Origin of the sequence: Turicibacter sp., assembly GCF_017941855.1 — a bacterium.
Lineage (GTDB): Bacteria > Bacillota_I > Bacilli_A > MOL361 > Turicibacteraceae > Turicibacter > Turicibacter sanguinis.
In genome coordinates this window covers 1-13,043 of sequence record NZ_JAGAVR010000115.1, presented here as the reverse complement: position 1 = coordinate 13,043, position 13,043 = coordinate 1, and the positions used below count along the sequence as shown (strand labels likewise).

Annotated in this window: 13 protein-coding genes; 1 reads left to right on the top strand and 12 read right to left on the bottom strand. The window is 32.1% G+C overall.

The window, feature by feature from the left end:
* A partial coding sequence (locus J6D32_RS12745) for an ABC transporter ATP-binding protein (protein ID WP_287467731.1) occupies positions 1 to 552 on the bottom strand: 552 nt, incomplete at its 3' end.
* 187 nt (positions 553 to 739) lie between these two features.
* Here J6D32_RS12745 and J6D32_RS12740 point away from each other — a divergent pair.
* The gene (locus tag J6D32_RS12740; protein ID WP_039930836.1) at positions 740 to 1,093 is read left to right on the top strand and encodes a DUF5658 family protein; all 354 of its coding nucleotides are present in this window, start codon (positions 740 to 742) and stop codon (positions 1,091 to 1,093) included.
* Between the two features lie 45 nt (positions 1,094 to 1,138).
* On the opposite strand, the gene J6D32_RS12735 is transcribed toward J6D32_RS12740, so the two are convergent.
* From J6D32_RS12735 to J6D32_RS12685, 11 genes are all read right to left on the bottom strand, one after another.
* The gene (locus J6D32_RS12735; protein WP_009606657.1) at positions 1,139 to 1,342 is read right to left on the bottom strand and encodes a heavy-metal-associated domain-containing protein; all 204 of its coding nucleotides are present in this window, start codon (positions 1,340 to 1,342) and stop codon (positions 1,139 to 1,141) included.
* A gap of 20 nt (positions 1,343 to 1,362) precedes the next feature.
* On the bottom strand, positions 1,363 to 3,792 hold the full coding sequence (locus J6D32_RS12730; RefSeq protein ID WP_287467730.1) for a heavy metal translocating P-type ATPase: 2,430 nt from the start codon (positions 3,790 to 3,792) through the stop codon (positions 1,363 to 1,365).
* Between the two features lie 14 nt (positions 3,793 to 3,806).
* Positions 3,807 to 4,073 (bottom strand): metal-sensing transcriptional repressor, encoded by a 267-nt coding sequence (locus tag J6D32_RS12725; protein WP_006784829.1) that lies wholly within the window; start codon positions 4,071 to 4,073, stop codon positions 3,807 to 3,809.
* A gap of 118 nt (positions 4,074 to 4,191) precedes the next feature.
* The gene (locus tag J6D32_RS12720) at positions 4,192 to 5,454 is read right to left on the bottom strand and encodes an urease accessory protein UreH domain-containing protein (RefSeq protein ID WP_055277122.1); all 1,263 of its coding nucleotides are present in this window, start codon (positions 5,452 to 5,454) and stop codon (positions 4,192 to 4,194) included.
* 57 nt (positions 5,455 to 5,511) lie between these two features.
* A complete protein-coding gene (locus J6D32_RS12715) occupies positions 5,512 to 6,867 on the bottom strand; it encodes a sensor histidine kinase (RefSeq protein WP_287467729.1) in 1,356 nt (451 codons plus the stop codon).
* The gene (locus J6D32_RS12710; protein ID WP_055164571.1) at positions 6,860 to 7,546 is read right to left on the bottom strand and encodes a response regulator transcription factor; all 687 of its coding nucleotides are present in this window, start codon (positions 7,544 to 7,546) and stop codon (positions 6,860 to 6,862) included. The genes J6D32_RS12715 and J6D32_RS12710 overlap by 8 nt, the downstream gene beginning before the upstream one ends.
* 311 nt (positions 7,547 to 7,857) lie before the next feature.
* Positions 7,858 to 9,123: an MATE family efflux transporter gene (locus tag J6D32_RS12705; RefSeq protein ID WP_132942545.1), complete on the bottom strand. Its 1,266-nt coding sequence runs from the start codon at positions 9,121 to 9,123 to the stop codon at positions 7,858 to 7,860.
* 71 nt (positions 9,124 to 9,194) lie between these two features.
* Positions 9,195 to 9,983, bottom strand: coding sequence for a hypothetical protein (locus J6D32_RS12700; protein ID WP_006784824.1), 789 nt, complete (start codon positions 9,981 to 9,983; stop codon positions 9,195 to 9,197).
* A gap of 65 nt (positions 9,984 to 10,048) precedes the next feature.
* Complete coding sequence (locus J6D32_RS12695; RefSeq protein WP_287467728.1) at positions 10,049 to 11,506, bottom strand: phytoene desaturase family protein; 1,458 nt, start codon at positions 11,504 to 11,506, stop codon at positions 10,049 to 10,051.
* Between the two features lie 11 nt (positions 11,507 to 11,517).
* Positions 11,518 to 12,006 (bottom strand): DUF2726 domain-containing protein, encoded by a 489-nt coding sequence (locus J6D32_RS12690; RefSeq protein WP_006784822.1) that lies wholly within the window; start codon positions 12,004 to 12,006, stop codon positions 11,518 to 11,520.
* A gap of 146 nt (positions 12,007 to 12,152) precedes the next feature.
* The coding region (locus tag J6D32_RS12685) for an alpha/beta hydrolase fold domain-containing protein (RefSeq protein WP_287467727.1) at positions 12,153 to 13,043 on the bottom strand (891 nt) is incomplete at its 5' end.

Sequence of the window (13,043 nt, the reverse complement as noted above, 5' to 3'; positions counted from 1 at the left end):
TAAAAGTAATCTTGAAGATTTTGAATCTAAAGCCCCAGTAGGCTCATCTGCTAATATAAGTGATGGGTTAGTTACTATAGCTCTTGCAGATGCAACTCTTTGCTTTTGTCCTCCTGACATTTGATAAGGATACTTATTTAAATCTTCAGTTATACCTAAATTATCTGCTACTTCCATTATCATCTTATCAATCATATTTGGTTTTTCACCTTTAATTGTTAAGGCTAATGCTATATTTTCATAAGCTGTTAAAGTATCTAAAAGATTAAAATCTTGAAATATAAATCCTAATTCATCTTTTCTGAAGTTCTCTAATTGCTTTGACTTCATTTTTGTAATATCTTTATCATTTATTATTATATTTCCTGTAGTTACCTTATCTATTGTAGAAATACAATTAAGCAAAGTAGTTTTACCTGATCCAGATGGCCCCATTATTCCAACAAACTCACCTTTATCAACTCTAAAACTAATATTATCTATGGCTTTTGTTATATTATCTTTATTTCCATAATACTTCTCTACTTTTTCAACACTTAAAATGGTACTCATCTATAACAACTCCTTTATCTTTAATACCTATTCAAATATTATTATTGTTAATCCAACCTTACTCATTATACAAAGTCCGTCTTACATTACCTATTGAACTGTCTTACAAATTTGTAAGATACAAGAATATAACATCCCTTACCGTCCTATATTAAAGATAGAAGGACCTTGAAAGGTAGGGAGATACATGTTTCAATTTATTAAACAAACTAGTTTAAGTCATATTAAAGTCAAGCTTATCCTTTTATACATTTTAAATGTTAGTGATATTCTTCTAACGTTACTTTTAATTCGAACTGGACTCATTTTAGAAGCTAATCCTTTGATGGCATCTATGATAAAAAACAACTTTGCTACTTTTTGGGTAAAGGGAATTATTCCAGCTCTTTTATTTATCTATCTTTATTACCGACTTCAATCAGCAACTCCTAAAATGATAAAGTTAACAAATCGGTGTATTTTTGTCTTATTGGGGTTCTATTTCATTATTAATTGTCTGCATCTTCTATGGTTTATCTTATTACCTTATTTCGGATATTAAAAAAGCTATGCACACAAAGTGTGCATAGCTTTTTATTAATTCCTATTAGTCAATTGATACAACTGTATAACCAGCATCATCAATCGCTTGACGAATTAATTCATCAGTTGCTCCTGTTTCAACAAGTACTGACTGTGTTCCTAATTCAACTTGGATATCTGTTGTATTTTCTAATGTTTCTAATGCTTCTTTAACATGTGCCACACAATGTCCACAGCTCATACCATCTAATTGAATTTTCTTTTTCATCTTTAATTCCTCCTTAACTTTTAAGCATTAAAATTACGTAATCTTAATGCATTTAATAAAACTGAAACAGAACTTAAACTCATGGCAGCCGCTGCAATCATTGGATTTAATAACGGCCCTCCAAAGATATGTAATATTCCCATCGCAACTGGAATTCCTAAAATATTATATCCAAATGCCCAGAATAAGTTCTGTTTAATATTACGAATCGTTGCTTTACTTAATTTAATCGCTGTCGAAACGTCCATTAAGTCGCTTCTCATTAAGACGATATCTGCTGATTCAATTGCAACGTCAGTTCCACTTCCAATCGCAATTCCAACATTAGCTTGTGCTAAAGCCGGTGCATCATTAATTCCATCACCAACCATGGCAACTAAATCACCATTAGCTTGAAGTTTTTTTACTTCATTTGCTTTATCAGCAGGTAAAACATCTGCTAAAACAATGTCTATTTTCACTTGCTTGGCAATAGCTTCTGCCGTTTTTTTATTATCACCTGTAATCATCGCTACTTTGATTCCCATCGCATGTAGCGTTTCAATTGCCTTTTGGCTACTTGGTTTCACCGTATCAGCTACAGCAATAATTCCGGCTAACTTATTATCAACTGCAATATACATGGGTGTTTTTCCATCTGTTGCTAATTGATCTGCTTGGAGATTAACAGAACTAATATCAATATTTTTCTCATTCATTAATTTTTTATTACCTAATAAAATATCTCTTTTATCAATTAAAACTTCAATCCCGTGTCCTGGAATCGCATTAAATTGACTAATACTTCTAAATGATAAGTTACGTTCTTCTGCTGCGCGTACAATAGCTTCTCCAAGTGGATGTTCTGATCCTTTTTCCGCGCTTGCTGCTAACGCTAAAATCTCATCTTCTAATGTATCAATAGTAATAATATCTGTTACTTTTGGTTTACCTTCTGTAATTGTTCCTGTTTTATCAAAGACAACGGTATTTAATTTATACGTTGTCTCTAATGCTTCTCCACCTTTGATTAAGACCCCATATTCAGCACCTTTTCCGGTTCCAACCATAATGGCAGTTGGGGTTGCCAGTCCTAAAGCACAAGGACAGGCAATAACTAAAACAGCAATGAAGATTGATAATGCAAAGACTCCTGTTTCTCCGGCAAATAACCAAGCTAACGAGGAGATAATGGCAAGTCCAATAACAGTCGGCACGAAGTATGACGAAATAATATCTGCCATTTTAGCAATTGGTGCTTTTTGTCCCTGAGCATCTTCCACAAGTTTTACGATTTGAGAGAGAGCTGTATCTTTCCCAACCTTTGTCGCTTGATATTTGATGTATCCTGTCTTGTTGAGACTAGCACCAATGACTAAGCTACCTTCAGACTTCTCGACCGGAATACTTTCACCTGTTAACATCGATTCATCCACGGCACTGCTTCCTTCTATTACCACGCCATCTACCGGTAATTTTTCACCTGGTTTTACAATTACGATATCTCCAACTAATACTTCTTCAATCGGTAACACTAACTCTTGGCCACGACGTTCAATGGTTGCAGTCTTTGGAGCCAATCCCATTAAAGCTTGAATAGCTTGAGATGTTTTTCCTTTCGAAACAGCTTCTAAATATTTACCTAGCGTAATTAACGTTAAGATAACGGCTGCTGACTCAAAATATAAGTGCATAGCGTACGATGTATCACCTTTTGTAATCATATAAATTCCGAATACACTGTAGAAAAATGCTGTTAATGTTCCTATAGCAATTAAAGAATCCATGTTAGGGCTTAGTTTAATTAAATTTTTTAATCCAATTTTATAGAACTTATACCCTGCAATCACAACAGGTAACGTTAAAACAAGTTGGATGAGTGCAAAGTTTAAAGGATTCATCATCGGATCAATCATTTTTGGAAGAGGCATTCCTACCATGTGTCCCATTGAAATAATTAATAATGGGACTGCAAAAATTAAAGAAACAATGAAACGAGTTAATAATTTTGATGATTCATCTTTTGTTTTCACTTCTGTTTCTTTTTGTTCTTCTTTAATTATCTCGTACCCTGCTTTTTCTACGGCTGCTTTAATTTGACCGTATGTCACTTGATTTTCATCAAGCGTAACTGTTAATTTTTCGGTTGCAAAGTTGACGGTTGAATTTTCAACACCTAAAATTTTTCCGGTTACTTTTTCAATGCGATTTGCGCAAGCAGAACAAGTCATTCCCTTAACATCTACTGTATAGGTCTTCATATTCTTATGAATTTTATACCCTGCTTTTTCTACTGCTTCTTGAATGTTTTGCTCCGTTACTTTTCTAGTCTCGTATTCAACACTCAAAGTTTCAGTTGCGAAGTTTACAGAGGCTTTATTTATGCCATCTAATTTAGAAACAACTTTTTCAATGCGATTTGCGCAAGCAGAACAGGTCATTCCTTCAATTTTCATTGACTTACTTTCCATAATATCACCTCACTTTATTTAGACATTGCTTTTTCGAGTATGGTCATAATTTCATCTATTTTCTCGTCGCTTTCACCGTTTATAACAGCCTGTTTCACACAATGATTTAAATGTTGTTTTAAAATTAAAAGATTCGAACGTTTTAGTAACGCTTGCGCTGCTACAATTTGATTTGAAATATCCATGCAGTAACGTTCTTCTTCAATCATTTTAATAATTCCATCTATTTGACCTTTAGCTGTTTTTAATGATTGTAGTGCTTTTTTTCGTTCTTCGTTCATTAACTATACCTCCCTCCCCCGGGGTGGGGGTCTATGGTTATATTATAACGCCATTCTTATTATTGTCAACCAAAAACTTATTATAAAAAAATGGGATTTTACAAAAAATCCCAATTTTTTAATCAATTACTTTAATTGTATTTCGAATCATTCCCATCCAACATGAATAGGTAAAGGTCCCTGTTTTAGTTGGCATAAATTTAATTACATTCTCTCCAACTTTTAAATCTGATTTCAAATTAAAATCTTTTAAAATAAGTGTACGATTACAACCATTGAGCGTTCCTTGACTGGCGTTGATTATTAGCTCAACAGGCACTCCTTTTTGAACAACAATCTCTTCGTAATTACGACGACCTAGATCAAATTCGACGACCTGCTTCCCCTCCATCATTTCTGCTTCAATTCGAGATTCAGTTTGCAAACTTAAAGTTGAACCGAAGCCAATCGTTGTTAATCCATTTAATGTCATATTGATTCCTAAAAAGATAATTAGGATAGCTCCTAGTTTAAAGACAAATGTCCGCGAAAAAGCAGATAGTTTATTTAAAAACAAACCAAGCCCTAGCATTAACGGAACTGTTCCAAGACTAAAGAAAAACATCGCTAATGCCCCTTGTATAAAAGTACCAGTTCCTAATGCATACAACTGCATGAGTTGTAATGGCCCACATGGCATTAGTCCATTAGCAAGACCTAAAATAAAAGGTCCTTGACATTGGAACTTTGATTTATATCGTCCTAATTTAAACATTGGTATTTTTAATTCTCTAATTAATCCGAATTTACTTAATCCCATGACAATCATAATAATCCCTAAAATAATTGGCATCAAATTAAAGAATGGAATATCCGTTGTGACAAACCCTCCAAGCAATCCAATGATACCCCCTAGTAGGGTATACGAAATAATACGTCCTAAATTATAAAGAATGTTTCGTTTAACTTGATTTTCATGATGAATCACTTGTGAAAGAGCAAGACTTCCACACATAGAGACACAGTGAAAAGAAGTCGTAATCCCAATAATAAATAAAATAATATAACTTAGGTTTTGATTTGAGGTTAATAATCCACTAAAATCTGGAGTAACTCGTTCAAATAAAAAATAGATAATTGCTATTAAAATAATGGCTAATAGGATTAATTTTTTATCTTCTCTTGCCTCTTTTTCAGTTTTTAATTGATACCCTAATAACTCTAACTCTAATTTTAAGTGTTCTATAGAAATTAAAGATTCGTCAAATGTAATATTCAACCGTTTTGCTTCATAGTTAATTCCCACTTTTTTGATTCCATTTTGCTTTTTTAATCGTTTTTCAATCGTTTGCTTGCAGCTCATACAACTCATACCTTCAATTACAAAGGTCATTTTTTTCATCTTCAACACCTCTTCCCTAACACAATAACAAAAAGATATAAAGATAATATGAAGAAATTAAATAACTTTTAAAAAATGAATTTCAACAATTGTTCCTGCCCCTACTTCACTTTTAATTTCAACCTTTGCATCATGTAAATCAATAATTTTTTTTACAATACTTAAGCCGATGCCGCTACCCTCTGTTTGATGACGAATCTGATCTGAGCGATAAAATCGTTCAAATAGATAGGGTATTTCATCTTCTTTAATCCCTATTCCATTATCTTCAACATGTAAAATAATTTCATCTGATGTTTTGGATAACTTAATTAAAACAACCCCATATTCTTTGGTAAATTTAAAACTATTTGAAACTAAATTTAAGATAACCTGTTTAATTTGATTTGAATTTCCAATGATAAGATCTGTTTCTAGAAGACTTGAATTAAATTCATACTGAATATATTTTTGGGATAATAGAGCTTTTATTTCTGATTCCATCCCGTTAATCAGCTCAAATAAAGATAATGGGGCATACATCGATTTTTCATCTCCCGAATCGAATCTCTTCAACACTTCTAGATTTTTTAATAATTCTCCAAAGCGAATGACCTCACTATTAAGCGATTGTAATCGTTCTTGATTTAATGGCAATACTCCATCAATCATCGCCTCAAAATTAGTTTGTAGAATATTTAATGGCGTTCTTAACTCATGTGATACATCAGAGATTAATTGTTTTCTTAATGTATCCTGTTGTTGTAACTTATCTGCTAATTCATTAATACTATTATTTAAAATTTGTATTTCTCGAATTTTACTTTTACGTTGAATCCGTAAATCAAATACTCCCTTTGAGATTTTAAATGCCATATTTGAAACGTCATGAATTGCCTTTGATAAAGGTTTAGAGAATAGAATACTCAATCCTAAAATAATCACAATTGCGACTAGCGTACTTAATATCATACTTCGATTAATCGATTCTTTAAAATCAAGATCTTGTTGAGATAATAATAATGGGGTATGCTGACCAATTTCTAAATATCCAATTAGCTCATCATCTACTTTTAGTTCGTATATCTTTGCCTGATAGTCCCCAGATATTGGAGCCATACTATCTCCTTTTATTGAATCGGGACTCATCCCCCAAATGACATTTTGATTTGAATCCATTAAAATCAAACAAAATTGATTCATATAAGCTTCGTGCATTAGTTCGGAACCTGCATCAGATGAGAACTGCTTATTTTTCTGATAATAATCTTCAAAATAGGTGACCAAGCGTTCATTACGTTTTTCCTGATTTTCCATCATATACTCATCTATTTGAGAACAAATGGTTACATTGACAAAATAATAAATTAAAATAGCGGTTAAACTAGCACATCCAAAAAACATGACAGTTAATTGTCTTCTAATACTAACCATTAAAAGTGCCCCCAAATTTATATCCCACTTTCATAACAGTCACTATATAGCGGGGCTGTTTTGTATCTTGTTCAATTTTTTTACGAATATTTTTGATATGCACATCAATTGTGCGATCATAGCCATTAAAATCAAAACCGAGTATCTGATTAATCAATTGTTCTCGCGTCAAAACTTTACCTTTATTATCCATTAACAAAACGAGCAAATTAAATTCGGTTGTTGTAAAGGGAACGATTTCTTCTTGAACTTTAACGATTCTTTTGGATTGATCAATCAGTAAATAACCATCATCATATAGGTTTATATTTTGTAAAGGTCCATTCATTCTTCTAACCACTGTTTTAATCCGCGCGACTAGTTCACGAGGACTAAATGGTTTAACTAGATAATCATCAGCTCCTAAATTTAATCCTAAAATTCGATGTTCAAGACTCCCTTTAGCTGTTAACATGAACAAGTAAACATCCGAAATAGCACGAATTTGTTGGCAAATCTCTTCCCCTTTCATATCGGGTAGCATGAGGTCTAAAATAACGAGATCTATTTTTTCTTTTTCAAAAATAGTCAATCCTTCATTTCCTGTTGTTGCTACAAATACTCGATATTGCTCACGTTCAAGGTAAGCTTTTAATGCATCTAAAACCAGCACTTCATCTTCAATTAATAAAATATTCACCCAAACAACTCCTTTTTTAGTCACTTCATCATTTTATCAAATAAATATAAAGAAGATATGAAGAATAAATCCTTTATAGTTTCTGAATTTAGAAATTATTTTAATCCCTCTAAAAATGAGATGAGCATAATCTCTATTTCATCGTGCTTTATTCTTGATTTAAAAGATTTCATAAACTGTAATTTAAGCATTTGCCTACTTTATATATAATCCTTACTCTAATATCATTTTTCATCAAATATATTTAAAAATTTGATAGTAACCCACTAAAAAAATCACTCATCAAATAAGAAGAGTGATTTTTAAATTTATTAAACTTTAAAGGAATGGCTTCTAAATAGAAATAGACAAATACAATAGGCACTCCCTAGTCCAATATAAATACTAAGTAATCGTTGAGTAATTAAACCCAATAAAAATGCAACTAAAAGACCTATACTATAACTAATTAAAGTATCAGCAATGACTCTTTTCGTGGAACCAATGGCTTGTAATTTAAATTTATACAACGTCATTGGAATGAATAAAACTGAGATGAGGTATACAAACGGTAAGTAGCTACTTGCTGTCTCAATCATCACAGACTGATTTGTGATAAACCCTAATAATGATTCACGATTTATCATAAAACAAGTAGCGAAAATAAAGTAAAAAAGAAGCGCCCTTATAATTCCCTGATACAAAATTTTAGACGAATTTTCTATCCCTTCTCCAATGAGGGTCAATACTCCTTGCCCATACGCATACGTAGGCATCAATGTAATCTCAATAATCATCGTCAATAGCTGATAAACCGCCACTTCAAGTAATCCAATTCTGGCAACTAATGCCCCTATAATTAGCACAATAACCGTACTTTCAAGGAATTCTTGAATCATTAATGGCATGGATAATTTTAATGAACACTTAAGATGTTCTAAATTTAGCGCCTTAGGTTTCTTACGTATTCTCATTTTTAAAACAAAGAAATAGATACATAGATTAACAAGAAGTGCTAATACAGAACCCATCGCATTTCCAATAATCCCAAGTGGCTTCAATCCAAACAAACCAAAAATTAAAATATAATCAAAGATAACATTTAAAATAGCCGCTGTTAAGTTACTAATTAAAATATACTTTGTTTGATTCATTATTTTAAAATAGGCTGAACCCGTAAATAGAAGTAAGTTTAATCCAAGTGTCATGCTAAAAATAAAGGCATAACTCATGGCTTCATCTAATACTTTTCCTTCTAGTTGATAAACAATTTGAAGAATAGGTCTTCCAAAAAGAAAAACAAAACTAGTAAAGATGAGGCCAATCATTAAACTTTGTATCAGATGAATTTGGTAATATGATTCCAATAATTCATCATCCTCAACACCTTTCGCACGAGCCCCTAAAATATTAAAAGTGATAGATATGCTCCCTAACACACCAGATAAACTATTAATAATTCCTGCTACAATTCCAACAGCTGCAAACCCTGTTATTGAAACATGTCCAATCATTGCCTGATCACAAAGTCCAATTAATAGGCCTAACACATTATTTAACATTAATGGAATTGCTAATTGATTCAATTTATCTTTCAAATAAGTCCCCTTCTTTTCTTTAAAATTTTAGAAAAGAAGGGATAATCCATCCAGCAACATAAATCCGCCTCCTAGATTTCTTTAATAACTTTTGAGAATGGTCTTATCACATCAAAAAAAGTAATCCCGATAATGATTGCTATAATAACATTGCTGAATATGTCAAAGTGAAGCATGATTTTTTGAGGAGGATAAATAAAGATTTCCTCAAAAAATTCGGGATTAAAAACTGATTGATTCATTATAATGAAGCAAAGCAGCAGACAAACTCCTGCTTTATAAACAAAATGTAAAATAGCTAAACCAAGCGACCATCTTCTTATCAATAATTTTCCAATTGATAAAATAAAACCAACGCTATAAACAGCTATGATCATGGGATGATAAAAAATTAATACACTACTATTAAATAAGGGAGTTAATGGAATCAAGCGATTGTCCTTTATACTATAGCTTGAAATATACTCAGGGTTAAAATAAAGAAGCCAAACTAAAAAGATAATCCCTAACATTTCTAAAATCGTTTCAATCATTGAAATTGAACTTGACGTTTTCGAACGTTTAAAAAGATGTTCTAGTGATTCAATTTTCTCTTCACCTATTTCAACATGACATATCTTCAATAAAACAAAGACTGCACTAACCCAAAAAATACATGAAATAACAACACTAATCCAATTTCTAAGAATAGCAAGTAAAATCATTGAAAAAAATTGAATCGAATTAACCTGATAATCATTTTGATAGAAAAATAGATTTAGAACGACTAAAACAATCGAAATTGTTGGGACAATTGTTAAAACTAACTTTAAAACCACAAGGTAAAATCGATACGTATAATCCCCCAAAAAATGCCTCATAAAATCCCCTCCTATACAGGGGTATTATAGCATCCCTTTAAGCTTATAAAATCATTTCGTCAAAATTATTTATAATTCATTAAATGAATTCGTCTAGCCGTCATTATTCCCGAGGAAATAACACCTTCATAACCACCACCTGGATTATTCCAAGCACTACTCATAAATAAATTTGAAATATTTGTTTGATTTTTCAATCTATATCTTCCTGATTGTTTCACTGTTTGGGCATATCCATAAACAGCACCTTTAGGATTTTTAGTGTATCGCTCCATCGTTTTAGGCGTTCCTAATTCCTTAACCACGATATGAGATGTGATGCCAGGATACATTTTTTCTAACCTTGCTAACATCATTTGAGTAACTTCTTCTTTTTTCAACTTATATTGTGTTTTTTCGCTTGGCCACCTCTCATAATTATCTAAATACGTCATAGTCAAGATTCCTTCGAAATTTGAATCAATTGAACCATAATTCGTCAACAAAAATCCACATGTATCAAATTGTTGATTTAAGGTTATTTCATAATCTTGTTCAGGTGTGTCTCCTCCTAAGAAGAAAACTTCCTCTTCTGGAATTTTCAACTTAGATGAATGGCAGTCTAAGGCTAAGTAAAGTTGACTTAAACTGCATCCGATTTCTTGAGGTTTTATTTTCAAATCATTAGTCGGTAATAAAGTACTTAACGTGATCGGATTAACATTTGAAACAATGATATCAGCTTCATACTGTGTTCCATCTTTCAACTTGATGCCACTTGCTTGTTGATGCTTTAAAGTAATTTCGACTACCTCTGATTTTAAGAAGACTTTTCCTCCATGCTCAGGAATAACGTCTACAAAAGCATTTGATAGTTTTCCACCGCCACCCTGAATATAAAACTTTCCATGATGGTGATAGCTAACCCATGGAATAAAAAAATAAATGGCACTAAGTTGCTTAGGGGGCAACCCATAGTACGACCATAGAGTCGTGAAGAAGCGTATAAATTCATCATCGTTAACGTATTTTCTGATGACTTCATCTGTTGTTTTCATCGACCAACTCATAAATAGCGCTACATCAGGATGAACTTTATTCAATACTCCTTTATGACTTTGTAAAATGAATCGATTAAATCCATTTTCAAACCGTGTAATCCCCTTAAATAAGTTCATAATTTCTTTTTCATATTCTTTAAACAATTCAATCAAGAGTTCTTGATATTTATTTAAATCATTCGGAATTTCAATGAGCTTTCCTTTCCATTCAACCTGATAAGCTAATTTATTTTTTATCGGTTTTATTTTATCTAGTACGTGACATGCTTGTAAAATACTATAAACATTTCCTCCTGGTTGTAAACCACCAATTCCATGTAGTGAAACATCAAATTCATATCCATGTCGCTTAAAATTTGTCGCATATCCTCCTGCTAAAAAATGTTGTTCAAACACTGCGACTTTGTACCCAAGTACTGATAGATGAGAAGCACATGTTAATCCGCCAAGTCCTGATCCAATTACAATAACATCATACTTCATCTTTATCTCACCTACTTGATTAAACTTTTCATATCAATATTTAACTCCATTATTTGAATTAATTCAATTACATTGTATTCTTCTTTTTCTTCGACATGAGCGATATTAATCTCGAATTCTTCGAATAATCCCTCGATAAATTTCATTTCATCTAAATTATGTTTGCCTAAAAAGATTGCTAATAATGGGATCATTGTTTCTTCATCACAAACTAAGAAATCAATGTAATAATTTTTTAATCTTTCTAAATGAATTTGATTATGATTCAGAAAGCTGTCTTTAATATCAAATATATCTTTTAATGCTACTTTCACTAATGGTCGAAGTGGAAATCTTTCTGTTACTAATTCTAGCTTTGAATAAAAGGCACGCTCACTATCTGTGAAGACACCACCTTTTACGACAAAATCACCATGCTTTTTTCTTTCTAAATACTCACTGTATTCAGAATGTCGAACGCCCCCTACTCTTTTTAATTTACCGTCAAAAATTTTACTCATAACTTCTCTCTCCTTTCATTTCCTTCCTATATTTTACATTTTATGATAGCGTTTTACAACAAAAAGCAGAATGTAAATTCACACATTCTGCTTTCATAATTTTTATTTAGTTTCCCAAGGACTTTTTCCTAAGGATATCTGTTACTTTATTTTAAAACTGAATCTAAAAATACAAATACTTTTTCTAAATTTTCTGAAGCTGTAAAATACAGTTTGTCTGAGAAGACCCCATCTCCATGTCCTGCTCCCTCAAGTAATTCAAAGTAGACCTTATTTTCGCCTATCACTTCTTTTAATTTATTTGAGAAATACACCGATTGAAGATATGGAATATTCCCATCTGCTGTTCCGTGTTGAATAAAGAATGGTGGATTAGAAGCATCAATGTAAGTTTCAGGATTACTTTTTTGAACTAAGTCAGGTACTTCTGTAATTAACGTTCCAATATACTCAGATTCTGGTGAATTAATAGAACAAGTGATACCTAATTTAGGATTAACCTCAAGTTCTTTAAACTGCTCATCCATCGTTAAAAAGTTAATCGGTCCAAACCAATCTACAACTGCTTGAACAGCCGATGATTGCTCTATATTCCCTAATTGTGGATGTTCAAATAGACTTAGATGTGAAGTTACTCCAACCATTGCTGATAAATGTCCACCTGCAGAACCACCCCATACTGCAATTTTATTCGGATTCAACTGATACTTTTTGGCATTTGCTTTAATAAAACGAATAGCTGCTTTTACATCCTCGACCGCTGCTGGAAACTTTGCTTCTTGGCTTAATCGGTAATTAACTGATACAATAGCATATCCTCGTTTAAGCCCTAATAAAATACTCGTTAATTGTTCATCACGCTTATTTCCCATTTTGAATGCTCCACCATGAATATGAACAATAACGGGGAACGGCCCCTCATCAACACTTGGTAAATAGATATCTAGCTTTTGTCTTTCACTTAATGTCGCATATGAAATATCCAAATATTTAGGCTCAATGTTTGTTACGTCTAATAAATTTTCTTTGAATGGACG

What these genes read in the sequence shown, in the direction of transcription:
- J6D32_RS12715 (WP_287467729.1), bottom strand. Translation starts at nt 6,867, where the DNA reads ATGGTTAGTATTAGAAGACAATTAACTGTCATGTTTTTTGGATGTGCT.
- J6D32_RS12700 (WP_006784824.1), bottom strand. Translation starts at nt 9,983, where the DNA reads ATGAGGCATTTTTTGGGGGATTATACGTATCGATTTTACCTTGTGGTT.
- J6D32_RS12740 (WP_039930836.1), top strand. Translation starts at nt 740, where the DNA reads ATGTTTCAATTTATTAAACAAACTAGTTTAAGTCATATTAAAGTCAAG.
- J6D32_RS12735 (WP_009606657.1), bottom strand. Translation starts at nt 1,342, where the DNA reads ATGAAAAAGAAAATTCAATTAGATGGTATGAGCTGTGGACATTGTGTG.
- J6D32_RS12695 (WP_287467728.1), bottom strand. Translation starts at nt 11,506, where the DNA reads ATGAAGTATGATGTTATTGTAATTGGATCAGGACTTGGCGGATTAACA.
- J6D32_RS12725 (WP_006784829.1), bottom strand. Translation starts at nt 4,073, where the DNA reads ATGAACGAAGAACGAAAAAAAGCACTACAATCATTAAAAACAGCTAAA.
- J6D32_RS12720 (WP_055277122.1), bottom strand. Translation starts at nt 5,454, where the DNA reads ATGAAAAAAATGACCTTTGTAATTGAAGGTATGAGTTGTATGAGCTGC.
- J6D32_RS12690 (WP_006784822.1), bottom strand. Translation starts at nt 12,006, where the DNA reads ATGAGTAAAATTTTTGACGGTAAATTAAAAAGAGTAGGGGGCGTTCGA.
- J6D32_RS12730 (WP_287467730.1), bottom strand. Translation starts at nt 3,792, where the DNA reads ATGGAAAGTAAGTCAATGAAAATTGAAGGAATGACCTGTTCTGCTTGC.